This window comes from Burkholderia sp. HI2761 (assembly GCF_002223355.1).
Classification (GTDB): domain Bacteria; phylum Pseudomonadota; class Gammaproteobacteria; order Burkholderiales; family Burkholderiaceae; genus Burkholderia.
This window is the reverse complement of record NZ_NKFN01000007.1, coordinates 1,999,573-2,023,056: the sequence shown is the minus strand read 5'-3', so window position 1 is coordinate 2,023,056 and position 23,484 is coordinate 1,999,573. Positions and strand designations below refer to the sequence as shown.

General features: G+C 67.1%; 26 protein-coding genes. 18 read left to right on the top strand and 8 right to left on the bottom strand.

The genetic code is table 11. The features are described from left to right. Positions 1–20: 20 nt before the first annotated feature. Together CFB46_RS26790 and CFB46_RS26785 are read right to left on the bottom strand one after the other, a co-directional pair. Positions 21–320: a DUF4148 domain-containing protein gene (locus CFB46_RS26790; protein ID WP_089501833.1), complete on the bottom strand. Its 300-nt coding sequence runs from the start codon at positions 318–320 to the stop codon at positions 21–23. Positions 321–594: 274 nt separating this feature from the next. Continuing rightward, complete coding sequence (locus CFB46_RS26785) at positions 595–867, bottom strand: hypothetical protein (RefSeq protein WP_027780775.1); 273 nt, start codon at positions 865–867, stop codon at positions 595–597. A gap of 610 nt (positions 868–1,477) precedes the next feature. Between CFB46_RS26785 and CFB46_RS26780 the strand changes: the two genes are divergently transcribed. Further along, positions 1,478–2,374 carry a LysR family transcriptional regulator gene (locus CFB46_RS26780; RefSeq protein ID WP_089502369.1) on the top strand — a complete coding sequence of 299 codons (897 nt, stop codon included), beginning with the start codon at positions 1,478–1,480 and terminating at the stop codon, positions 2,372–2,374. 118 nt (positions 2,375–2,492) lie between these two features. Continuing rightward, positions 2,493–3,125 (top strand): LysE family translocator, encoded by a 633-nt coding sequence (locus CFB46_RS26775; RefSeq protein WP_089501832.1) that lies wholly within the window; start codon positions 2,493–2,495, stop codon positions 3,123–3,125. Between the two features lie 70 nt (positions 3,126–3,195). Here CFB46_RS26775 and yddG read toward each other — a convergent pair whose 3' ends face one another. From yddG to CFB46_RS26760, 3 genes are all read right to left on the bottom strand, one after another. Further along, complete coding sequence (yddG, locus tag CFB46_RS26770; RefSeq protein ID WP_143751671.1) at positions 3,196–4,137, bottom strand: aromatic amino acid DMT transporter YddG; 942 nt, start codon at positions 4,135–4,137, stop codon at positions 3,196–3,198. A 167-nt stretch (positions 4,138–4,304) separates the two neighbouring features. After that, entirely contained in the window at positions 4,305–4,610 is a 306-nt protein-coding gene (locus CFB46_RS26765; protein ID WP_227789518.1) for a hypothetical protein, read from the bottom strand. A gap of 100 nt (positions 4,611–4,710) precedes the next feature. Continuing rightward, positions 4,711–6,396: a purple acid phosphatase family protein gene (locus CFB46_RS26760; RefSeq protein WP_089501831.1), complete on the bottom strand. Its 1,686-nt coding sequence runs from the start codon at positions 6,394–6,396 to the stop codon at positions 4,711–4,713. A 322-nt stretch (positions 6,397–6,718) separates the two neighbouring features. On the opposite strand from CFB46_RS26760, the gene CFB46_RS26750 reads away from it, so the two are divergent. The 8 genes from CFB46_RS26750 (at position 6,719) to CFB46_RS26715 (ending at position 12,876) form a co-directional block, all read left to right on the top strand. Beyond that, positions 6,719–7,018, top strand: a complete 300-nt coding sequence (locus CFB46_RS26750) for a YXWGXW repeat-containing protein (protein ID WP_027780769.1) — start codon at positions 6,719–6,721, stop codon at positions 7,016–7,018. A gap of 226 nt (positions 7,019–7,244) precedes the next feature. Next, positions 7,245–8,030 carry an RNA polymerase sigma factor gene (locus tag CFB46_RS26745; RefSeq protein ID WP_089501830.1) on the top strand — a complete coding sequence of 262 codons (786 nt, stop codon included), beginning with the start codon at positions 7,245–7,247 and terminating at the stop codon, positions 8,028–8,030. Continuing rightward, complete coding sequence (locus CFB46_RS26740) at positions 8,027–8,446, top strand: hypothetical protein (RefSeq protein WP_089501829.1); 420 nt, start codon at positions 8,027–8,029, stop codon at positions 8,444–8,446. The genes CFB46_RS26745 and CFB46_RS26740 overlap by 4 nt, the downstream gene beginning before the upstream one ends. Continuing rightward, complete coding sequence (locus CFB46_RS26735) at positions 8,443–8,946, top strand: periplasmic heavy metal sensor (protein WP_089501828.1); 504 nt, start codon at positions 8,443–8,445, stop codon at positions 8,944–8,946. Before CFB46_RS26740 ends, CFB46_RS26735 begins: the two co-directional genes overlap by 4 nt. A gap of 257 nt (positions 8,947–9,203) precedes the next feature. Continuing rightward, complete coding sequence (locus CFB46_RS26730) at positions 9,204–9,821, top strand: LysE family translocator (RefSeq protein ID WP_089502367.1); 618 nt, start codon at positions 9,204–9,206, stop codon at positions 9,819–9,821. A gap of 223 nt (positions 9,822–10,044) precedes the next feature. Next, positions 10,045–11,439: a DUF1800 domain-containing protein gene (locus tag CFB46_RS26725; RefSeq protein ID WP_089501827.1), complete on the top strand. Its 1,395-nt coding sequence runs from the start codon at positions 10,045–10,047 to the stop codon at positions 11,437–11,439. Between the two features lie 2 nt (positions 11,440–11,441). Then, positions 11,442–12,599, top strand: a complete 1,158-nt coding sequence (locus CFB46_RS26720) for a DUF1501 domain-containing protein (protein WP_089501826.1) — start codon at positions 11,442–11,444, stop codon at positions 12,597–12,599. 58 nt (positions 12,600–12,657) lie between these two features. Further along, positions 12,658–12,876, top strand: coding sequence for a YXWGXW repeat-containing protein (locus tag CFB46_RS26715; RefSeq protein ID WP_027780761.1), 219 nt, complete (start codon positions 12,658–12,660; stop codon positions 12,874–12,876). 27 nt (positions 12,877–12,903) lie between these two features. On the opposite strand, the gene CFB46_RS26710 is transcribed toward CFB46_RS26715, so the two are convergent. Next, on the bottom strand, positions 12,904–14,097 hold the full coding sequence (locus CFB46_RS26710) for a tyrosine-type recombinase/integrase (protein ID WP_089501825.1): 1,194 nt from the start codon (positions 14,095–14,097) through the stop codon (positions 12,904–12,906). A 294-nt stretch (positions 14,098–14,391) separates the two neighbouring features. Here CFB46_RS26710 and CFB46_RS26705 point away from each other — a divergent pair, with 294 nt between their 5' ends. Beyond that, a complete protein-coding gene (locus tag CFB46_RS26705; RefSeq protein WP_089501824.1) occupies positions 14,392–14,772 on the top strand; it encodes a DUF4377 domain-containing protein in 381 nt (126 codons plus the stop codon). Positions 14,773–14,781: 9 nt separating this feature from the next. On the opposite strand, the gene CFB46_RS26700 is transcribed toward CFB46_RS26705, so the two are convergent. Then, positions 14,782–16,170: a DHA2 family efflux MFS transporter permease subunit gene (locus CFB46_RS26700; RefSeq protein ID WP_089501823.1), complete on the bottom strand. Its 1,389-nt coding sequence runs from the start codon at positions 16,168–16,170 to the stop codon at positions 14,782–14,784. A gap of 974 nt (positions 16,171–17,144) precedes the next feature. On the opposite strand from CFB46_RS26700, the gene CFB46_RS26685 reads away from it, so the two are divergent. Continuing rightward, positions 17,145–17,822, top strand: coding sequence for a hypothetical protein (locus CFB46_RS26685; protein ID WP_089502366.1), 678 nt, complete (start codon positions 17,145–17,147; stop codon positions 17,820–17,822). A 12-nt stretch (positions 17,823–17,834) separates the two neighbouring features. On the opposite strand, the gene CFB46_RS26680 is transcribed toward CFB46_RS26685, so the two are convergent. After that, positions 17,835–19,061 (bottom strand): acyltransferase family protein, encoded by a 1,227-nt coding sequence (locus CFB46_RS26680; protein ID WP_089501821.1) that lies wholly within the window; start codon positions 19,059–19,061, stop codon positions 17,835–17,837. A 498-nt stretch (positions 19,062–19,559) separates the two neighbouring features. Between CFB46_RS26680 and CFB46_RS26675 the strand changes: the two genes are divergently transcribed. The 6 genes from CFB46_RS26675 to CFB46_RS26645 all read left to right on the top strand — a co-directional run bounded on the left by CFB46_RS26675 (position 19,560) and on the right by CFB46_RS26645 (position 23,480). Beyond that, entirely contained in the window at positions 19,560–19,796 is a 237-nt protein-coding gene (locus tag CFB46_RS26675; protein ID WP_027780756.1) for a FitA-like ribbon-helix-helix domain-containing protein, read from the top strand. After that, entirely contained in the window at positions 19,783–20,199 is a 417-nt protein-coding gene (locus CFB46_RS26670; protein WP_179235119.1) for a type II toxin-antitoxin system VapC family toxin, read from the top strand. The genes CFB46_RS26675 and CFB46_RS26670 overlap by 14 nt, the downstream gene beginning before the upstream one ends. Before the next feature lie 433 nt (positions 20,200–20,632). Next, positions 20,633–20,836 (top strand): cold-shock protein, encoded by a 204-nt coding sequence (locus CFB46_RS26665; protein ID WP_006483056.1) that lies wholly within the window; start codon positions 20,633–20,635, stop codon positions 20,834–20,836. 466 nt (positions 20,837–21,302) lie between these two features. Then, the gene (gene infA / locus CFB46_RS26660; RefSeq protein ID WP_027780754.1) at positions 21,303–21,566 is read left to right on the top strand and encodes a translation initiation factor IF-1; all 264 of its coding nucleotides are present in this window, start codon (positions 21,303–21,305) and stop codon (positions 21,564–21,566) included. 421 nt (positions 21,567–21,987) lie between these two features. Next, positions 21,988–23,235 (top strand): alkaline phosphatase family protein, encoded by a 1,248-nt coding sequence (locus tag CFB46_RS26650; RefSeq protein ID WP_089501819.1) that lies wholly within the window; start codon positions 21,988–21,990, stop codon positions 23,233–23,235. Beyond that, positions 23,232–23,480: a hypothetical protein gene (locus tag CFB46_RS26645; RefSeq protein WP_089501818.1), complete on the top strand. Its 249-nt coding sequence runs from the start codon at positions 23,232–23,234 to the stop codon at positions 23,478–23,480. Before CFB46_RS26650 ends, CFB46_RS26645 begins: the two co-directional genes overlap by 4 nt. The last annotated feature ends 4 nt before the right edge of the window (positions 23,481–23,484 follow it).

Here is a 23,484-nt window from a genome sequence, read left to right as displayed (position 1 = left end):
CGGAGCGCGCAGCGGCACGCTTAGTGGCCGAAGTAGACCGAGTCGCGCGGGTTGTGTGCGCGGACGGCCGGTGCGCCGCCCTCGACGGCCGCAGCCGGTTGCGAACCGAAGCCGCTGTTGTCGATGCCGTGCACGCGGGCTTGCGCGGCCTGGATGTCGGCCGGGTAGTACGGGCTCGACTGGCTGGGCTTGTAGCCGGCGTTCTCGAGCTGGACCAGTTCGTTGCGCACCTGGGCGCGGGTCACGGTGCTTTGCGCGAATGCGCCGAACGAGGCGGACAGCGCGACGGCGGCGACGACTGCGGAAACGAGCGATTTCATGATGACCTCCGATGTTTATTGGCTTTCCGCGTTCGACACCCTGTCGTCAGCGGTTGATTCCATCGTAGGCGCCGGTTCACCTAGGGTAAACGTGAATTTGAGTGAAAGATCGTTGCGCTGAAGGTAATAATTTCGGCGCGACCGCGTACTGTCCCCATGCTGTATTGCGGGGATGGCAGGCAATGGCAGAAGAGTGAGGGGCGGGATGTCGCGCACGGGCAGGTGCCCGGCCGGGGAGGACCGGCAAACATCTCGTTCGCGGCGGAATCGCGGACTAGGAGTTGCCGGATCCGACCCCGTCGTCGTCGATTTCCTTGCGCTCGCGGCGTTCCTCGTTGCCGCGGCGCGCGCGCAGGCGCTGGCGCGACAGGACGGCGATCACCTGCTGGGTCGGCGCGCCGGACGGCAGCTCGTTGCGAATGCGATCGGGGACCATCGGCAGGCCCGCGCGCTGCCGGCGCAGCGCCTTGGCGATTGCCCGGCGGCATTCGTCGCCATGGCAATCCCATTCATCGCGGATTCTCTGACAATAACGGCATTGTTCCATCCGAATAGTCTAACGCGTCTTCGGAAATGGAGCAGGACGTGGCTCGGACGTATTGCGCGAGGGCGGCAGAGGCGGCCGGCGGTTCGGGGTGCGGGCGACGGCAGACTGAATCGGACTGCGAATCAAGTGAGCCGGAACGCTTCGCTGCCACTACGGTTTCCCGTCCTTCTCCATACGGATTCCTTGCGCGCGGACGGAGCCGGCGCGCGTCATCGGAGCGACCAGATACCCCAGATCGCGATCAACAGGCCAAGGCCCAATCCGCAGCCCAGCAACACATAGGTTTCCATTTCGTGCCTCTGAAAGCATGGCAACGCCGACATCGACAATCGGCGTAGTGGCGGCAAAGCCGGTTCCGTATCGTCCGTGCTGTCGGGCGACACGATATGCCGGTCTGCGAATACTACGCGTTGCAGCTTTCAGAACGCATGCGCGATCGGTCGCATGCAGCATGCCGGCGGTTCGATCGTGCATCGTGCCCGAGCGTTGCGAGGGGGATTCGACGCGTGCGTGACGAGGTACGCATATCGATCGTCGCGTCGGTTCAATATAATTCAAGAAGATCGGTCGCTTCATGCGCGACATGCATATCCCGGAACAAGGAAACCCGATGACGCTTGCCCAGTTGCAGGCACTGGCTGCCGTGGTCGAACTCGGCTCGCTGACGGCCGCGGCGGACCGGCTCAGCCGCAGTCAATCCGCGATCAGCCATGCGCTGACGGAGCTGGAGGACATCACGCAGGTCAAGCTGCTCTGGCGCGACCGGCAGCCGGTCGTTCTGACGGCGGCCGGCGAACGCCTGTGGCCGTATGTCCAGAGCGTGGTGCGGGAAGCGCAGATGCTGCGCCAGCAGTTCAGCCTGTCGCGCGGCAAGCTCGAAGGGAAGCTGGTGGTTGCGTCGCTGCCGAGCGTGTCGCTGGCGTTCGTCGTTCCCGCGCTCGAGGCGTTGAAGGAGATGCACCCCGGCGTATCCGCGGTGCTGCTCGAAGGCACGGACAACGAAGTCGAAGGGTGGATCGCCGACGGGACGGCCGATGTCGGCGTGGTGGCCGGCACCAAGACGTTTGCACACAACCTGCGGCTGCTCGACGAGGATTTCGTCGCGGTGGCGGCCGACGACATGTTCGCCGGACGCAAGAGCGTGTCGGCAAGACAATTGGCCACAGCGCCGTTCATCTTCTCGAAGGCGGGATGCGGGCCGGTGATCGCGGATTACTTCGCACGCGGCGGCGCGCCGCTTCGGGCCGCGTTCAACGTGGTCGAGATGCGCACGATCCTGTCGATGGCGGAGGCGGGCATGGGCGTATCGATCGTGCCGCGCATCACGCTCACGTACACGCCGTTCGGCGGCCGCGTGCTCGCACTGTCGCCGCGACTGCATCGCTCCGTGCGACTGGCATGGAATACCGCCGGCAACGCGGTTACCGAGGAGTTCGTGCGGCTCGTCGACGCGCAGCGTGCGAAGGCCGAAAAGGCGATCCGGACGCGCGCGAAAAAGAGCAGGTAGCGACCGGCTGGCACGATGAACGGCGCTCATGGGCCACTTGCAGTTTATTCATGCCGACGATGGCCCAGATGCAATACATTGTTCGGACCTCGTCGTCGTTACCCTGAAGGAGTGTGCCGTGCCGGCCCTGCCCACCCTGTTTGCGTTCGGACTCGTGTCGCTCGGCATGGTGCTGACGCCCGGACCGAACATGATCTATCTGGTTTCGCGCTCGATCTGCCAGGGCCGCCGCGCCGGGCTGGTGTCGCTCGGCGGTGTCGCACTCGGATTCGTGTTCTACATGGTGTGCGCGGCGGTAGGCATCACCGCGCTGCTGATGACCGTGCCGTATGCGTACGATGCGCTGCGTTTTGCCGGCGCGCTCTATCTGGCGTACCTGGCGTGGCAGGCGCTGAAGCCGGGCGGGCGCTCCGCGTTCCAGGTCCGGCAGTTGCCGCACGACAGCCGCGTCAGGCTGTTCGCGATGGGCTTCGTCACGAATCTCGCGAACCCGAAGATCGCGGTGATGTATCTGTCGTTGCTGCCGCAGTTCATCGTGCCGGGGCACGGCAGCGTGCTCGCGCAATCGCTGGCGCTCGGCTGCGTGCAGATCGTGGTGAGCGTCAGCGTCAACGCGCTGATTGCCTGCGCGGCCGGTTCGATCGCGGGTTTTCTCGCGGGGCGACCGCTCTGGGCGACGGTTCAGCGCTGGTTGATGGGGACGGTGCTGGCCGGGCTGGCCATGCGGATTGCGCTGGAATCGCAACGTTAGTGCGCGGCGGCCGCCGCTGCGGCGCATGGCCGGCCGCGATCCGGCCTTCCGTCGACGGCACCGGCCATCGTCACCCGTGGCAATTGCCGTCGGCCTCCTTGGCGATCCGCACGGGCTCGGCTTCGTGGCGTCGGCTGCGCGTCGCGAGCCAGCACAGGATCGAGCCGCCGCACACCATCGACGCACCTTGCCAGAATTCGGCCGACAGCGGCGCGTGCAGCAGCGTGGCGGCGAAGGCGGCGGCGAGCACCGGCGTGAAGTACGATGCGCCGACGATGATCGTCACGTTGCCGTGCATGATGCCGGTGTTCCAGGCCGCATAGCCGAACCCGAGCCCCGACGCCGCCAGCACGAGGTACACGACCGCATGAAAACTGAACGTCATGCCACCGCCGCCTTCGATCGCGAATTTGATCCAGAGCACCGCGGCGACCAGCATGAAGAACGGCGTGACGCCGTTCTTGCCGTCGGCGATGCGCGCGGTCACCGTGCAATAGCCGGCCCAGATCAGCGCGCCGACGAAGGCCAGCCCGTAGCTGAGCGGATTGTCGTCGACGTTGCGCAGCATGCCGGCCGGATCGAGCCCCTGGTCGCCGCCGAGCACCCAGCAGATGCCGAGCATCGACAGCAGGACGCCGGGCACGACCAGCAGGTTCGCGCGCTGCTTGTTGAACACGATGGCGGCGACGAGCGTCAGGCTCGGCCACAGATAGTTGACCATCGCGACTTCGATCGCTTGCCGACCGTTGCTCGCATAGCCGATCGACAACGACAGGCACAGCCCGTACGACACGAACAGCAGCCCGCCCCACACCAGATAGTTTTTCGGGAACCGGCTCAGGTCGGGGAAGCCGATCGAAAACAGCAGAAGCACGGACGCCACGGTATAGATCATCGCCGCGCCGCCGGTGGCGCCGAGGCTTTCGCTGACCCCGCGAACGAGCGCGACGACCGAAGCCCATAACAGCACCGCGCCGAGCCCGATGAGCGTTGCCTTGTTCTTGCGTTTCATGCTTGCTGCCTGTTTCAACATGCCCATTCGATTTCGGATGATTCGATTCCGGCTGCGCGTGCGGTCATCACGAGCGGCGATACAACGAGAAGATTTCGCCGGAAACGCGCATTTTACGGCGGCGCGGCCGTTGCGGCGATGCAGCCGGATCGGCGTGTACGATCGATTCAGTCGCGCGAGCCGGTCACGCGTCGTCGATACGCCAAGGGGCGCCGATTCCCGACAGCGCATGTCCGATCGCGTCGAGCAATCGCATTGCGCGTCGGGCCGAGCGTGGTGACAAGGAAGAAACCGGCTTCTTCGATCGACAGGTCGATCAGCGGCCAGCCGCCGGCCGCATCGCGAATTGCAAGCCGCCGTTCGTGTGGATCGACGTCGATGTCGCCATGCGCTTGCCGCAGCACATTGGCGATGGCGTCGAATGCGTCGGCCGAAGGGGGCGTGTGAATGCGGTATTCGAAACTCATCAGCATGGACCGGTGTGCGAGGCGGGCAGTCTAACGCGCGCCGCGCCTCCCGTCCGTCGACGGTAACGCATCAGGCGCCTGCCGTGGCGGGCGCCTGATGCGTCGATCACCGCTCGTGCCGCTTCTTGCTCAGCTCGATCGTCTCGAACAACTCGTACTGCGCCGTCGGGTGCTGATCGGCGCCCGGCGCATGGTAGTAGCGCATCGTGATCGTCGTGTGGCCGCCCGGCTTGCCCGGATCGTGGTCGAACACGGCGATCCCGTAGCCGGTGCCCGTGTCGCGGCGCGCGGACCAGACCGCATCCTCGAGCGCATCGGCCGGCTCGCGCACGAACGTGTTCGGCGCGGTGCCGGGCACCGGCCGGTTCGGCTTCGTGAACACCTTCGCCTGCGCAAAGCCGGTCGACGGGTTTTCGCCGTACACGTCGAGGGGCGCGCTGGTGCCGCCGCCGCCGAGGATCAGGTGGATCGTGCCGCGGCTCGTGTCGAACGTCGTACGATTCGGATCGTTCGAGCCGACCGGGCGCGGCTGCAGCGTTTCGACCACTTCGCCGGTCTTCGCATCGACGCCTGCGCGGTGATTGCAGCCGCGCACCGGATAGCTGCGCTCGTAGTCGTGATCGTGGCCGCACAGCACGAGATCGACGCCGTAACGATCGAACAGCGGCAACCACGCTTCGCGAATGCCCTTGTCGGACCCGTTGCCCGTCTTCGACGAACTGAGCGCGTCCTGGTGCATCTGCACGACGATCCAGTCGATGTCGTCGTCATGCGCGGCGTGACGCAGCGTGCGTTCGAGCCAGCGCGTCTGCTCGCCGTTGCTGTAGCCGCGCACGTAGAACGACGTGCCGGGCTCGATCGGCGCGCGGCCGGTGCTCGCGGCCGGCACGAGCGGCGCAGGGCCGCCGACGAACGCGGCGGCGTCCTGATACACGACGTCGTCCGCGTCGAGCGACACGAACAGCACGGAGCTCACGCGGAAGCTGTACCAGCGGCCGGGGAAATGCGTGCCGTTCTCCGGCAGCGTATAGCGTGCGAGGTACGAGTCGAGCCCTTGCGGACCGTTGTTGAATTCGATCTCGTGATTGCCGGGGCACGGCATCCACGGGCGATTCGCGGCCGACGTCTGGTTGTTGTTGCCGAAATCGCGCCACACGTCGGGCTGGTGCGCGGGGTTCAGGTTCGCGTAGCAGAGGTCGCCGTTCAGCAGGTGGAACAGCGGCTGGAACTGCTCGACGGCCTGCACCGCGAAGCGGCTTTGCGGCGACGACAGCACCCATGCGCCGTTCGGCGTCGCGAGATCCCCGTAGCTCGTGAAACGGAACGGCGCCCGGCCGCGCGGCGCGGTCGAAAAATTCGCGGAGAACGGCTGGGCGGCATTGCTGTCGTTGTCGGCGGTGATCTCGTAGCGGTAGTGCGTATCCGGCTTCAGGCCGTGCACGCGCGCGTGGTAGGCGAACACGGTCTCGCCGTTCAGGCCGTCGGTGTACAGGCGCTGGACGCCGTGCACGGTGCGCGCCGGCTCGCCGTCGGCGACGATGCGCGCGCGCGGATTGACGGCCGGGGCGAGCGACGCCCAGGAGATCACGACTTCGGACGTCGGGTCGTTGCCCCACGTCAGGTGAACCTGCTCGGGTGTGCCGTCCGGATTCGACGCGCCGGCGCGGGCTGCCGCGAGCCCGCCGGCGGCGGTCGCGAGGCCGGAGACGCCGGCGAGTTTCAGGAAGCCGCGACGCGACACGGAGGCGGCCGGCTCGTTCGGCTGGTCAGGGAGAGTGTCCTGGTTCGACATGATCGGTATTTTCGTTGATGGGGCGCGAGATGCGGAACCGCGCGGCCATGCGCGAGCACGGCCGGGGCGTGGGCCGGAAACGAGCGGGATCCCGGTCGCATGCATTGTCGAAGGGCAGTTTTGCCGCGTTGTGACAGTACCGCAACCTCGTGGGTGCGGCGGCCGATACGTACGATCGCGCGTCGCGCGCCTGCGGCCTGCTCCGAAGCAAGGTGGAGCCACCGAAATTTATTTGCCGACGCCGCGACGGATTACGTCTGCCGGTTCCGTTTAACGCATGAACGATCGCTTCCGGTCGATGCCCGTTATTTCGGAGTCTTTCATGAAACTTTCTGTTCCATTGCGATTGGCCGCCGGGTGCGTGGCGGCACTCGCGACGTCGGCCGTATTCGCGCAGGCCGTCATCGTCGCGCCTTACGCGCCGCCGCCGCCGCGCGTCGAAGTGATGCCGGCGCCCCGCGCGGGTTACGTATGGGATCAAGGGCACTGGCACTGGCGGCAGGGCCGTTACGTATGGATTCCGGGCCACTGGCAGGTCGTGCGCGTTGGTTATCACTGGGTGCCCGGACACTGGGCCGCGCGCGGCCCGGCCTGGCGCTGGGTGCCGGGCCACTGGGCCTGACGTGCACGCCGCCGCGCGGCACGCGGTACCGGCGCAGCGGATTTTTCACGCAACATCATGAGTCGTGGCGATGCCTTTTCGAACCATCGTGATACTGGCGGTCGCAGCCATCGTGCTGGCCGGCTGCGTCGTGGTGCCGGCCCGTCCGGTGTATTACCGGCCCGCGCCGGTCGTCGTATATTGAGCGCGCCGGCCGACGGTCGCGCGGCCGGCCGACAGGATCGACATGCGGCACGAACCGGATGTCGATGAAACCGACACGGCCGACGCCGTGTGCGATGCCGGGCGCGATGCGAGCGGCGTCGACGAACCGTCGGCATGGCGCCGTCCGGCGATGGCCCGACGCATGCAAGGAGAGCACGACGATGAGCTTCGGCCGGGCGGCGGATACCCATGCCGTGACAGTGCGGCGCCCACGCGCCACGCGACGGAGCAGGCGGCGTTGAACGATCGCGGCGACCGCGATCCGGACGCGGAACTCGTCGCGCGCGTCGGCGCGCGCGATGCGTCGGCGGTACGCGTGCTCGTCGCGCGCAAGCTGCCGCGGCTGCTCGCCTTGGCGACGCGCATGCTCGGCGACCGGAACGAAGCCGAGGATGTCGCGCAGGAGACGTTCTTGCGAATCTGGAAGCAGGCGCCGCGCTGGCGAGAAGGCGAAGCTCGTTTCGACACGTGGCTGCATCGCGTCGTGCTGAACCTGTGCTACGACCGGTTGCGAGGCCGGCGCGAGGAGCCTGTCGATACGCTGCCCGACGTGCCCGACACGCAACCGGAACCGGCCGCGTATGCGGAGCTGCGTTCGCGCGACGCGCGCGTGCGGCAGGCGCTGGCCGCGTTGCCGCCGAGGCAGCGGGAAGCGCTGGTGCTCCAGTACTATCAGGAAATGTCGAATGTGGAAGCGGCCAACCTGATGGGCATCACCGTCGATGCGCTGGAAAGCCTGCTCGCCCGTGCGCGGCGCAACCTGCGTGCGCAACTGGCCGGCGACCCACCTAGCGAGGACAAGCGATGACACCCGAACGATTTCGTACCATCGTCGCCGCGTACGGCTCGGACGCGCGGCGCTGGCCGGCCGGCGAGCGCGCGGCCGCCGAAGCGTGGGCGCATGCGAACCCGCGCGAAGCGCTGCTGGCGCTCGACGATGCGGCCGACCTCGATGCGTGGCTGGCGTACGACACGGTCGCGCCGCCCGCGCCGGCGCTCGTCGAACGCATCGTCGCGACGGCGCCCGCGCCGCAGCGCGCACGCCGGCGCGGCGCCGTATGGTGGTCGGGCGCGGCGTTCGCCGGCGTCGGCCTGGCCGGTGCGCTCGCGGGGGCGGTGGCCGTGTCGATGCTGATGCTCGGCAGTGCACCGTCGGCACAGCACGAGCCGGGTTATCTGACGACGACGTTCGGCGGTCCGAGCGTGGACGGGGGCGACGAATGACCGAGCGCGGCTGGAAATTTACCCTCGTCGGCTCGGTCGTGCTGAACGTGTTCATGCTCGGTGCGATCGGCGGCGGCGCGTATCAGTGGTTCTCGACGCATGGCGACCTGCACGCGGCCGGCACGCCCGCGTCGCGCACGGCGTTGCGTTTCGCGGCGGACGAATTGCCCGATGCGCGCCAGCGCGAGTTCGCCGCCGCGCTGAAGGCGGCGCGCAAGAGCGGCCGCGATTTCGCGCGGGAAGGGCGCGACGGGCGGATTACCGTGCTCGACCTGCTTGCCGCGCCGCAACTCGATCGCGCGGCGATCGATGCGGCGCTCGACCGCACGCGCGCGGCCGACACCGCGATGCGGGCGCAGGTCGAGCGCAGTGTTGTCGATTTCGCGGCGACGCTGACGCCCGAAGAGCGCGCGAAGTTCGTCGACGGATTGCAGCACAGCGGCAACTGGCGTTTGCCGCCGAAGCTGCAGAAGAAGCCGGAGGCATCGGCGAGCGAGTAAGCATGGGGCGGGGTGACACGCGGAACGCGTGTCGCCGACACTCGCCTTCGGTCACGCGCATGCGTGCGCCGGACTGATCGAGGGGCCGTTGCGCGTCGACGACGTACAGAAAAATATTGGATCTTCGCGGATTCCCTGAGGGATTACTTGCGGACAGGTCGTAGTCGGCCAACAGCGGTCAGTCGTGAATTGCTTCAGAATACTGGCAGATGAGGCAACTCCACGTTTTGTACAACGACAATTCACTGAGGCTACAAATGGTTGATTGGTCTGCTATTGCGACAGTCTTTTCTGTCTATGCGGCAGGTGTCGTCATACCCGGGCCGAACTTTGTCGCAATCACTCACAAGGCGGTAGCCGGCACACGCTCCGATGCGCTCGCGCTTGTCGCCGGCATCGTGACGGTGAATCTGTTCTGGGCGACTTGCGCCATCCTTGGTATCGGAATGGTGTTCGCTATTTTCCCGTGGCTCGCTGTCGGTATCAGGCTTGCTGGCGCGGCCTATCTGATCTGGTTCGGGCTGCGGCTCGTTGTGTCGGCACGAGCAACCCCCTCAGGAGCACCTCGCCAAACGAACGCGCCTCTGTTTCGTGCAGCCTTCCTGCAAGGTATCGCGACAAATATCGCGAATCCGAAGTCCATCGCCTTTTATGCGGCGGTGTTTTCCTCAGCGGTGCCCACCCACGTTTCAACGCCGACGTTCTTCGCGATGCTTGCTACCGTCGGTGCATCAGCGACGTGCTGGTACGGAGCAGTCGCGCTCGTTCTATCGCACGCGGCGATTGCGACGACGTATCGTCGCGCGAAGGCAAGGATCGACCTAACGTGTGGAGGGCTCATGATTGCGCTGGGAATCCGGCAGGCATTTCGCTAACAAAGCGCCCGGCGGAGCGTATCCGAATGGCCGCTTTGCGTGTGGGCGACCGTCCCTTGCGGGTCGAGAGCCGACCTAGGACTGGGTAGCGTCGAGCGGCCGAGAAGGGTCGGCAAGCGCCTTCCCCGGAAATCCGCGACGAACAAAAAATATTCGCCATCCCGCGACGGATTTTGCTGTGCTTCCACGTTGAACGTGGGTACGCACTGCAAGAGAGCCCGTCATGGACCACCCGAACGACTCCACGCCGGCCGCGATCGCGCTGAACCGCTTCGGTCTCGGCGCGCGGGCCGACGAAGCACCGCCCGCCGACCCGAAGGCCGCCTTGCTCGCCCAGTTCGACCGCTACGACGCACGGCCCGCCGCATGGGCCGGCGAGCCGGACGCAGTCACGCTCGCCACTCGTTTCGCGAATACCCGCAACGCGATGACGAGCGACGACGCGGCCGCAAAGCGCGCAACCGCGCAGTCGATTCGCCGCGACGGCTACGACGCGTATCGCAGCGCCGTCGCCGCGCGCATGAACAGCGCGCTGAGCACGCCCGCGCCGTTCGTCGAGCGTCTCGTACATTTCTGGGCGAACCATTTCGCGGTATCGGTCGACAAGGGGCAGGTGGCCGCGTACGCGGGCGCATTCGAACGCGACGCGATCCGCCCGCACGTGCTCGGCCGTTTCGAGGATATGCTCGTCGCCGTCGAGCAGCATCCCGCGATGCAGGTGTTCCTCGATCAGGCGCGCTCGGTCGGCCCCGACAGCCCGGCCGTGTTGCGTGCGCAAACACGCAATCCATCGGCGAAGCGCGGGCTCAACGAGAACCTCGCGCGCGAAATCATGGAACTGCATACGCTCGGCGTGCGCACCGGTTACACGCAGGCCGACGTGACGGAATTCGCCCGCGCGCTGACCGGCTGGAGCATCGCCGGCGGCCGCGGGCCGCAACCGGGCGACGCGGCGCCCGGCGCATTCATATTTCGCCCGAATCTGCACGAACCGGGCCCACGCACGGTGATGGGGCGCACCTACGATCAACCGGGCGAAGCTCAGGCTCGCGCGATCCTGCACGACCTCGCGCGATCGGAGGCGACGGGCCGGCACATCGCGTTCCAGCTCGCCCGTCATTTCGTCGCCGACAATCCGCCGCCCGCGCTGATCGAACGGCTCGCACGGGCGTTCGATGCGAGCGGCGGCGACCTGCCGACCGTTTATCGCGCGCTCGTCGACGCGCCCGATGCGTGGTCGCCGACCAACCGCAAGTTCAAGACGCCGTGGGAGTGGGCCGTATCGTCGCTGCGCGGGCTCGGCTGGCGCGACACCGGCGATCTGAAGGCCGCGCCGCTGCTTGCGCAACTCGGCCAGCCGGTGTGGCGGCCGGGCTCGCCGGCCGGCTACGACGACGTCGTCGCGAGCTGGGCCGCGCCCGACGCGCTCGTGCGCCGCGTCGAGATCGCGCAGCGCCTGGCCGCGCGTACTGGTGACCGGCTCGATCCGCGCACGCTCGGCAACACGCTGCTCGCCGGTTCGATGAGCGCGCCGACCGCGACCGCGCTCGCGCGCGCCGAAAGCGCGACCACATCGCTCGCGCTGCTGCTCGTGTCGCCCGATTTCCAACGGAGATGATCATGGCACTGTCCCGCCGACAATTCCTCAGCGTTGCCGCCGCCGGCGCGGGCGCGATCCTCGTCGCGCCGCGGATCGTGTTCGCCAATGTCGAGACCGACCGGCGCTTCGTGTTCGTGATCCAGCGCGGCGCGGCCGACGGCCTGAACATCGTCGTCCCGTATGCGGAGTCCGCGTATGCGTCGCTGCGCGGCCCGCTCGCGATCGACACGGCGGCCGCGACACGGCTCGACGGTACGTTCGCGCTGCATCCGTCGCTCGCGCAGACCGCGCAGTTGTACCGCGACGGTCAGGCGCTGTTCGTCCATGCGATTGCATCGCCGTATCGCGACCGCTCGCATTTCGACGGCCAGAACGTGCTCGAAACGGGCGGTCGTGCGCCGTACCAGGTGAAGGACGGCTGGCTGAACCGGCTCGCCGCGCTGCTGCCGGCGACGCGCGACAGCGCGATCGCATTCGCGCCGACCGTGCCGCTCGCGCTGCGCGGCACGGTGCAGGCGGCGTCGTATGCGCCGTCCGGTTTGCCGGCCGCGCCGGACGATCTGCTCACACGCGTGTCGGCGCTCTACGAAGCCGACGCGCAGCTCGGCCCGTTGTGGCAATCGGCGATGGAGGCGCGCGGCCTCGCCGGCGATGCCCATGCACGGCAGGACCCGGCCGGCGTCGGCAAGCTCGCCGCGACGTTTCTCGCGCGCGACGACGGCCCGCGGATCGCGATGATCGAGACGGGCGGCTGGGATACGCACAGCGCGCAGAACGCGCGGCTCGCGAATCAGCTGAAGGCGCTCGACACGATGCTCGCCGCACTGCGCGACGGCCTCGGGCCTGCGTGGCGGCAGACCACGGTGCTGGTTGCGACCGAGTTCGGCCGCACGGCCGCGGTGAACGGCACGGGCGGCACCGATCACGGGCAGGCGTCGGTCGCGATGCTCGCCGGCGGCGCAGTGGCAGGCGGGCGCGTGATCGCCGACTGGCCGGGGCTGCGGCCGGGCGACCTGTACGAAGGGCGCGACCTGAAGCCGACCGCGTCGCTCGACGCGCTGATCGCGGGCGCGGCTGCCGAAAGCCTGCGGCTCGATCCGCACCGCACCGCGGCTGCGTTATTTGCGGAAAGCGGCGCGACACGGCCGATGAGCGGCCTGATTCGCGGGGCCGCGTGATGCGGCGCGTTGCCGCGTCCGCTCCCGCTAACCGATTACACAACAGGGAGAATCGACGATGAAGATCCGATCCGTTTCGCTCGCCGTGTTGGTGAGCGCGAGTGCCGTGCTGATGTCCGCCTGCGTGGTCGAACCGGTGCGGCCGCCGCAGCCGGCGCCCGTCGTCGAGGTGGCGCCGCCGCCGCCCGCGCCCGGCTATCGCTGGGCGAAGGGGCACTACCGGTGGGCCGGCAATCACTGGGCGTGGGTGCCCGGGCACTGGGTGGCCGTGTACTGATCGTGCACGATGCGCCGCGCGGCGCACCTACCACCCGATCCGGTGTTTTTCCTCCGTCTCGCGATGGCGCCAGTCGTCGTCCGCGTGAAGATACTGGCTCGTCGTCGTGAGCGATACATGGCCGAGGTTGTCGCGCACGAGCCGCAGGTCGACGCGGCCGTCGGCCATGTGCGAGCCCGCGCTGTGGCGCAGCCAGTGCGCGGACGCCTGTTCGAGTACACGCGCCGCCTGCTCGCCCGCTTCGCCGTTCGCACGCAGCCGGTCGGCCGCGTGCCGGAACACCTGCTTCACGATCCGGTGCAGCGCCGCGCGCGTGAGCGGCTTGCGCGTTCCGCCGACCGGCAGCACGAGCGGCGTCGGTTCGCCGTCGAACGGCAGCGCGGGCAGGCCGTGCGCACGCCGGTAGCGCGCCAGCTCGGCCATCATCTCGTCGGTGGCCGGCACGAGCCGCTGCCGGCCGCCTTTGCCCGTCACGTCGAGCCACCAGCGCTCGTGCCCGTTCGCATCGCGCCGGCAGAAGAACTGGCCCATCGTCGTATCGGCCGCTTCGGTGATGCGCAGCCCGCCGAGATACAGCAGCGTGAACAGCCAGCGCGCGCGATCCGCATGGAAGCACGCGCGTGCATCATCGCGCGGCATCGTGGCGATCGCGTCCTTCACCGATTGCCACAGCGGCTGCCCGAGATGGCGCGTGATGCGCGGCGAGGGCCGGCGCTGCCGCTGTCGCGACAACGCGAGCGGGTTGCCGGCCAGATAGCCGGCCTGCACGAGCCACGAGAACATCACGTTCAGGATCACCAGCGCCTGTCGCTGGCTGGCTGCCGACAGCGGCCCGTAAAACGGCCGCCAGCGCGGATCGTCGCGCGGATGCTTGCGGCCGCCGTTCGCGCACCACAGATCGGCCGGCGCGGGCGCGAGCAGGAATTGCCGGTAGACGACGAGATCCTCGTGCGTGAGCGACGACAGCGGCTTGCCGCACGCGATCACGGCCCACAGCAGCAGGCGCTCGGCTTCCTTGCGGTAGTTCTGGAACGTGGTCGGCGTATCGACGAAGCGGGCGAGCCATGCGCGCACGGCGTCGAGGTCGTTGGTCGCGGCGATCTGCGGATGCGCGCTGCCCGAGCGGTTGGTGCCCGTGCGTCCGTCGAGCGCGGCCGGTACGGCCAGCGTATCGATCGGCAGCGGGCGCAGCGCGGTGTCGGACGGAACGGATGAGATCATGCGAAGGAAACGCGCCGCGCGAACCGCACGGGCGGGGCCGGGCGGACGAACGCAGCGTGCCGAAGCGTATCTGGAAGCGTCGATGGTACACGATCGCTACACGGTGAAGCCGCCATCGACGGCGATTGCGTGGCCGGTTGAAGCGCGCGGCGGAACCGGAACACCGTAATGTATCGGCTCGCACACGACATCCGCTAAATGACGGTCCTCGAACGCGTTCTGTAAGGTGTTTGTGAACCTTCTCGCCGGGTGGCTCGTCTAATTGGCCCTCCAACGCTCCCAGAGGCATATCCGATGATTCACAAGACCCGAACGCTGCTTGGCGCGGCCGTCCTTGCCGGCAGCGCGCTCCTCGCCGGATGCCAGACCGATGCGGCGGCCACCGCGCCGAATGCCGCCCGCCCAGCGGACGACAAGCCCGTGGCCAAGACCGTCTACGTCGCGCCGCAGTCCGCGCGCTGCACGGGCGTCGCGCCGATGGAGTGCCTGCAGGTGCGCAGCAGCCCGAGCGAGCCTTGGAGCCTGTGGTACGCGGGGATCGAAGGGTTTGCGTACCAACCCGGCTATCTGTACACGCTCGAAGTCGACGAATACCACGTCGCGCGGCCGCCGGCCGACGGTTCGTCGATCCGCTGGGTGCTCAAGCGCGTCGTCGAGCGCCGCCAGGTGAACTGACGGCCGCGATCACGCGGAAGGGCGCGCCGCCGCACCGGCCGGTGGCGCGGCCGTATCGATCCGCCGGAACACGACGGACGACAGCAGGGTTACCGCGCCCATGCACGCGAACGACAGCATGAACCCGTGCGCCATCGAGCCCCGATAGGCGGCGAACAGGTTGACGAGCCCGCCGCCGATCGACACGCCCAGCCCCATCGCGAGCATCTGCATCATCGTGAACAGGCTGTTGCCGCTGCCCGCGTCGGCGTGCGACAGCCCCTTGAGCGTCACGCCGTTCATCGCCGCGAACTGCATCGAATTCGCTGCGCCGAACACGATCAGCAGCGCGCTTTCCAGCACCGGCGCGGGCCGCGCCGACACCAGCGCGAACCCCGCGATCGCGCAGCCGACGATCCCCGTATTCACGACCAGAAACGCCGCATAGCCGAAGCGTTTCACGAGCGGCGCGATCCACCGCTTCGCGATGACGCCCGCGATCGCGGCCGGCAGCATCATCAGCCCCGATTGCAGCGGCGTATAGCCGAGCTGCACCTGCATCAGCAGCGGCAGCATGAACGGCACCGAACTCGTGCCGATCCGGCACAGCAGGTTGCCGAGCAGCCCCGATCCGAAGTTCGGCTCGCGGAACAACCCGAGCCGGAACAGCGGCTGCGTGCGTCGCCGTGCGTGGGGCAGGTACGCCAGCGCGCTCGCCAGGCCGAGTCCGGCGAGCCCGGCCGCCCACGCGGCGCGGTGCGCGGACATCGGCGGGTCGATCGCGAGCGACAACGCGATCATCGCGGCCGACAGCAGCGCACAGCCGATGAAGTCGAAAGGCGGCGGCTGTGTCGCCTGGTCGTGCGGCAGGTAGCGCTGAACCGCGACGAAGCCGATCGCGCCGACCGGCACGTTGACGATGAACACCCAGTGCCACGAAATCGCCTGCGTGAGCCAGCCGCCGAGCGTCGGCCCGACGATCGGGCCGAGCTGGCCGGCGATCGACACGAACGCGATCGCCGCGACGTACTGTTCTCCCGGCACGCGGCGCAGTACCGCGAGCCGCCCGATCGGCAGCAGCATCGAGCCGCCGATGCCCTGCACGGCGCGCGCGACGACGAGCTGGCCGAGCGTGTGCGACGCCGCGCAGCCGATCGACGCGAGCACGAACACGAGGATCGCGACCGAGAACACGCGACGCGTGCCGAACCGGTCGGCGAGCCAGCCGGAGGCCGGCGTGAGCATCGCCATCGTCAGGGTGTAGACGACCACGACGGGCTGCATCGCGAGCGGCGACGCCTGCAGGCTTTGAGCGATCGAGGGCAGCGCGGTGTTGACGATCGTCGTATCGAGCGACTGCATGAAGAACGCAGCGGCGACGATCCAGAGCAACGCGGAATGTGTGGGTTCCCGGGACATGGCGAAATCGGTGGTACGAAAGTCCGGCGCCGGTGCACGGTCGCGCGGCGCCCGCTCGATGGTACCGATTCCGCTGGCCGTCGGGAAGCGATCTCGTCAACCGCACCAGGGACATGCTCATCGTCGGCGGTTTCACCTGTCGTCCGGCGGAGGTCGAGCGGTTGATCGCAGGGCATTCGGCAATTAGGCAGGGCGCACGGGTAGGCGTGCGTGTCGATCGTCGCAGCGGGCGTGATCGGCGGAAGAGGCGGCGCGGACGATCCGGCTTTCCATTTCTGCATCCGTTCGACGACGTCGCGCGACATGAGCCGACCGGCTCGCACGGCATGTCGCGCATGGCCGGACAAGATGCATGCGCACGCATCGGTATTCACCCTGCCTCGTCACGCAGGATCGTGCATCGGCGACGCTTGCTCCCGGCACGAAGGTGCATTTCTGCAACGCATTTTCAATGCGTCGTTCCGTACGCGATCGATCGCAACGGAAACGCGCGTGCGCTGACGGCCGTCCGGCTTCGCTCCGCGGGCATTGCGCCATCGATGCGTCGTCGACGCGCGAGACGGCACATCGCGCGTTTCGGTTTCGCTCGCCGAATACGGATACGTTCATGAAACATTTCCTCTCGATCGCGACTCGCGCTACTACCCGTTCCGACGGATCGCGCTTTTGCCGCTCCGGTCGGCGCCGCATGGCACGCCCTTTGCGGTTCACCCGATGCCGCCGGCGCAGACGAATTTCGCCAGGACGATCCGCGCATCGGCGGCATGTAACGACATCGAAACAAACGGGGAACCGGATCGGATCGCGCGCGCCGTGTGCCACGGCGCATGCGCAGCGCATGTCGTATCGGTCATGCGCGCCGCGCAACGCGTCCCCGATCCGTCGAACAGCAAGCGTGCTTGCAAGGTGTCGTGCCGGGGTTCGCATCGCGCATCGCGACGAAGGTCGCGTGTGTGTGGCGTCGCGCCCGGCACATGTCAGGGGAGGCGCCCGTGAAAACGATAGTGAATCAATGGGCAGCGGTCGCGGCGATGTTCGTCGCGAGCGCGCACGCGCAGGAAATCTACCTTCAGGGCGGCACGCAGGGCGTCGGCATCGGAGCGGCCGTGAGCTTCAATTCGATGCTGGGCGCGCACGCGGATTTCAACGCGTTCAATCTGACGCATGACTTCACGGTGGCCGGCAACCGCTATCAGGACGACCTGAAGCTGCGCCAGGGCGGCCTATATGCCGATATCTTTCCGTGGCGAGGCAGCGGCTTCCGCGCGACGCTCGGGTTGCGCTTCAACGACGACGAGCTTCACGGCGTGTCCGTACCGACCAACGGGACCTACGTATTCGGCGGCAAGCGTTATCCGGCGCTTCCGGGCATGTACGCGGTCGCGCAGGCGCGTTATCCGACCGTGATGCCGTATGTCGGAATCGGCTACGGGCATCGGCCGGCGTCGAAAGGGCTCGGGTTCGTTGCCGATATCGGCGTCGCGTACGGGATACCGAAATGTTCGTACACGCTGTCGCCGGAACTGGCCGCGGCGGCCGGGCCGGCGAAGAGCCCGGTGCTGGTCGCGAGCGGGCTCGACTCGCTGCGGCAGATGATGTCCCGCTATCGGTGGTATCCGGTCCTGCAGATCGGCATCTCGTACCGCTTCTGAGCCGCGAACAGGTCACGTCGTGACCGTTTGACGCTCGCGAGCGATTTCGGCCGCGCGGCGTGCCGACCGAGTGTCGTTGCGTTTTGCGATGAACGGATGCTCGACGTAGCGGTAAGTCAGCAGCGCACAGAAGACGGCAACCAGCGCGGATGCCAGCGCGAGCGCCCAGATGCCTGAGTCGTCGGCTGAATTGATCGGGAAAACGAACTTGTCGAACGCGTGAACGATCATGTACACGATCACCATGTGGATCATGTAGATGCTGAAACTGGCGGTGCCGAGCAGCGCGAGCGGCCGGGACTTGAGCACGCCGTAGAACGTGTTCCCGCTGGCGATGCAGAGAAACACCGGAAGCAGCGGCAGCGCGCCGGCGAGCGAATAGCGTTCGGCCGGAGACGGAGATATCGCGAGGATCAGCAGCGCGACGGTCGCCGCCGGTTTCGTCGCGAGCCGCGCGCGGATCGCGGAATGCCGCGACACCTCGTAGGCCACCGCGCCGAACGCGAACAGCAGCGCCATGCCGCCGGGCGGCCCGAACAGCGCCGCGCAGGCCGTGACGATCGCGAGGGCGAGCAGCTTGCGCCACGCACGCGTGGCGACGAACCACGCGAGAAACGGAACGGCGACGTAGAACCGCCATTCGTAGGCGAGGGTCCACCAGACGCCGCTCAGATACGGGGTTCGCTCCGCTCCGTTGATCGGGAACGCGCCGAACCAGCCGAGCGAAACGGCCTTGAGCAGGTCGGCCAGCAACTGCGTCGGTGCACCGACGGCGTTGCGAGGAAACCAGTAAAGCGTGCAGATGACGATGACGGCTGCGTAAAACAGATAGAGCGGCGCGATGCGTCGCACGCGTCCGACGAAGAAGGTCCGCATGTCGAGTGCGCCTCTGCATGCGCGTTCCCAGAACAGCAGCCCGGTGACCATGAAGAACATCGCGACGGGAATCGTCCCGAGATTGCGCAGGAAGTCGGTGCCGGCACCCCAGACGCCGGTCGACAGCAACGCCTGGTTGCACGCGAAGTGATGGAAGACCACGGAGGTGGCCAGGATGCCGCGGAACCCGTCGAGATTGCGATAGCGCATCGACAGCGACTTGTCGACGGCCGATCGGTAGAACGGCACGTGTCGGGCGACGAGCCACGCGATGATCGCCACGGCCGCAACGCATGCCGGGAAGTAGAGTTTGTCGGGTGTCGGGGAGAACAGGGTTTCCAGAGAGGGCGTAACAAAGTCCACTGAAGAGCGTCTCGTGTCTTGGATCGGGATTTCAGGCACGGATGGTCCGCGTCGATGCAAGGTCTTCTGCGCGCTTCGCACGGCGTTCGATCGCCGGTCTAGTGATCCGATGGTATCAAACGACGGCGATGATCGCGGCGCGTTGTGCAACACGATGTTTCAGCGCGAATCGATGCGACACCCCGTACTCGGAGCGCATGTCGCACAACGACGCCCGCGTCGCAAATCCCGTTCCTCGCCGGCCCGACATTCGCCGTTATCGATGCGATGCACTCGACTGGCCATCCGGCCGGCTTCCACATCGTCCCGCTCCGGCTTACCTTGAGCGACAGCAGTTCGGTGCGTCGGAGCAGCGGCGAATGACGGACGAAATTCTCATCGTCAGCTGCCGCTGGTCCACGCCGACTCAGTGTTCTGTCCGGTCACGAAGGTGATAGCAATGCTTGCAACTCACCTTCGCAATGCTATCATTGATAGCAAATCTGGATGGAGGTACTCATGGCAAATCTTCTGGTGCGTAACGTGGATGACACTCTCGTTCAAAGCCTGCGCGAGCAGGCTGCGGCCAATGGCAGGAGCGCCGAGGCCGAACATCGAGCCATTCTGGCCGAAGCGCTCGGCCGGCCGAAGCGGCGGACCTTTGCGCAAGCGCTGATGAGCATGCCGGAGGTTGGCGAAGACGCGGATTTCCAACGTGTTCAGGATTCAGGCGAGGTCAGGCGTGTTTTTGATTGATACGAACGTCATCAGCGAAATCAGGAAGGGCAAGCGAACCAACCGCGGCGTGCGGGCGTTCTTCGCGCAGGCCGAAGCCGATGCGAGCCCGCTTTATCTGTCCGTCGTGACGGTGGCCGAGTTGCGGCGCGGTGTCGACCTGATCCGTCATCGCGGCGATCACAGCCACGCGTCGGCGCTCGAGGCCTGGATCGGGATGATCCTGTCCGGCTATGCGCCGAACATCCTGCCGGTCGATGTCGACATCGGCCAGATGTGGGGGCATTTGCGCGTGCCCGATCCGACGCACGAACTCGACAAGCTGATCGCGGCTACCGCGCTGATCAACGATCTGACGGTTGTCACGCGCAACGTCGACGATTTCGCTCGTACAGGCGTCCGGTTGCTGAATCCGTTCGACTAGCGTCGCGGCGGCCGCCGCCGTCGCGCGAAGCCGGCGAGGCGGCCCGCTGGCAGGCTGGCGCACGACGTCTGGCGCCCGTGGCCGGTTCGACACTGTCGCCACGTTTCACGCTCCTGGCACCGAATCTGCTGCCGCGCGTTTTCACGCCGCAATCCCCGCCTTTTACTGCCCGTCCTCGCGCTCGGACAGGCGATGTAATGCCCTCGACCGGTTGGCGTCCTTGACGGCGCCCGGAGGTCGGCGCTTGTGCGTCGCATCAAAATAACTTGACGAAGCGGCCGTTACCGCGTAGTGTCCGAGACCGAAGTCGTCAAGAAGTTCGATTGCTCATCATTGGCCGCACACCGTGCGGCAGTCGTTGGTCTCTCCCTCTTTGATTCTTTCTGTGCCCGTCGAGGGCGCATGTTCAATTATTTGTATTAAGGAAGTATTTGTGGATACCGGTACCGTCAAGTGGTTCAACGAAACCAAGGGCTTTGGTTTCATTTCCCCGGACAACGGCGGCGACGATCTGTTCGCCCATTTCTCGGAAATTCGCGGCACGGGCTTCAAGACCCTGGCCGAAGGCCAGAAGGTCAGCTTCGAAGTGAAGCGCGGCCCGAAGGGTCTGCAAGCGTCGAACATCACGCCGCAGTAAGCCGCATCGGCAGCGGTCGCCATGCGGCGGCCGAGGCCGGATGGAGTATCGCGCGGGGCGCCGCATGACGGCGGCCCGTGCGTTCCGATGCGCACGACCGATGCATCGCGACATTCACGATGCATCGGTCGTGACGCCTCCCTCATCGCATGCGTGACCCGCGTGCGACGCAACGCCCTCGCGAAGCGCTCGTCGCTTCGCCAGCGCATCACCGCTTCAACGCATCAACCCGAGCAGGCCGCCGCCATGCCCCGTAGCCGGCGCGGTCCCGACTTGCGCGGCGCGCTCATTGCGCCGCCGCCACTGACCGCCCGACCGCCGCAATGCGCCGGGCTCCGATCGCAAGACAGGCCCATGGCCCGTCTGAACGAACCGATCCCGGCCGCCTGCCGGCCGCCGTCCCGTTGCGGGAGCCGGCGCCGGGCAGTCGCCGCGGCCGCGGTCAATCACCTCTGGAGGAATTGGTTTGGCAAAAGAAGAACTGCTGGAACTGGACGGAATCGTCGACGAAGTGCTGCCGGACAGCAAATACCGTGTCACGCTGGAAAACGGCGTCGTGGTCGGCGCGTACGCATCGGGCCGCATGCGCAAGAACCACATCCGCATTCTCGCGGGTGATCGCGTGACGCTGGAACTGTCGATGTACGACCTCACCAAGGGCCGCATCAACTTCCGGCACAAGGACGCGAATTCTCCGCGTCCGCCGCGAAGCGGGCAGCCGCGCCGCTAAGCGGCCACGAACGGTGCGCAACAGTGCGCACCGTTCGACACTTGTTCGGCCCCTTGGCTGGACGAGCCGGATGAACGGCGCACGATGTGCCGTTCGTCGATCGCCGGCGGCGCCGCAGCGACTTCTTCTGCCTCTCGCCTTTACCGGCGCCGCGCGTATACGACGCTCAGGCAGCCGCGTCCCGCAGTAAATCTCTCCGTCACGCACCGCTCGAGCCGGCGAAACGCATCGTGGTCCACACCGTCGACGACTGACCGCACGCGCTGCGACGCCGTTCGCCCGCAGCTTTACGCGCGGGCCGGCGCGGTCGTACACTCGTTGGCAATGCGCGGCCCGCGCACGGCTTTCAATCCCTTCAGTGCTTTCAACGGGCCAACGGCCGTGCCGGCCGGACATTCGTCGCGCGACGCCAGGAGGCGCCATGAGTGCAGACGCAGCCCCCGCATCCCCGTCGATTCAGGATCGCATCCAGCACGTGTTCGTGCTGATGCTCGAGAACCGTTCCTTCGATCACCTGTTCGCGCTGTCGGGCATCGCCGACATCGTCGCCGCGTCGCCGGGCAACAGCAACGCGTACGGCGGCGCGGTCTATCCGTTCGGCGGCGGCGCGCCCGACCGGATGCCGACCGATCCGTGTCACGAATTCACCGACGTGCTCGAACAGCTCTGCGGCGCGGGCGTGCCGTTCGTGCAAGGGCACGCGTATCCGCCGGTCGCCAATTCGGGATTCGTGTCGAACTACGCGACGTCGCATTCCGAGGGCACGCCGCCGCAGCCGGCCGACGCGGGCAAGATCATGCAGGGCGTCGACGCCGCGACGCAGGCACCGTCGCTGTACGCGCTCGCGAATGCGTTCGTGCTGTGCGACGCATGGCATGCATCGATGCCGGGGCCGACCTGGCCGAACCGGTTCTTTCTGCACGGCGCGTCGTCGGCCGGGCTCGACCATTCGCCGACCAAGGAAGAAATGTGCGGCTGGGATGCACTGGACGGCTTTCCCTACCCGAAGGGTTCGATCTTCGCCGCACTCGGCGACGACAACTGGCGCATCTACCAGGACCAGACGGGCGACCCGCTCGGCCACGTGCCGCAGGTCGCGTCGCTGAAGGGCATCAGCTTCTTCGATATCGACGATCTCGCGCATTTCGAAGCCGATCTCGCGGCCGGCTACACCGCGCGCTACACGTTCATCGAGCCCGGTTATGGCGACATCGTGCACGGCACCTACCGGAACGGCAGCTCGCAGCACCCGATGGACGGGCTGGCCGGGGGCGACCAGCTCGCCGCACGCATGTACAACGCGATCCGCAACTCGCCGGTATGGAACAGCAGCCTGTTCGTGATCGTCTACGACGAGCATGGCGGCTTCTACGATTCGGTCCGGCCGGGCGCCGCGCCGCCCCCGAACGATGGCGCGCCCGCGACGCTGAACGCGAGCGGCTTCGGCTTCGACGTGTACGGCGTGCGCGTGCCGGCGATCGTGATTTCGCCGTGGGTCGCGGCCGGGCACGTCGATCACACGCAGTATGACCACGCGTCGGTGGCCGCGACGCTCGAGCGGCTGTTCGGCCTCGCGCCGCTGACCGACCGCGATCGTCTCGCCCATGACCTGCTCGCGCTCGTCACGACGACGTGCCGGACCGATTGTCCGCAAAGGATCGGAACATGAGTACCGCCCCGACTCCGGATCCGCGCGATGCGCTGCCCGTGCGCGACGGCACGAGCCTGATCGCCTATCTGCACATCCTGAGGAAAGCGCATGCGGCGCTGGTCGGCCAGGACAAGGCTCACCGGCGGTTCAGCGAGATCGTCACGCGCGGGCAGGCGCGGCAATACATCGAGGAACTGATGCCGGCACTGTTGCAGAAGCGTGCCGAACATCGGGCGCGCAAGCACGGCGGAAAGCATCGTTGATTCG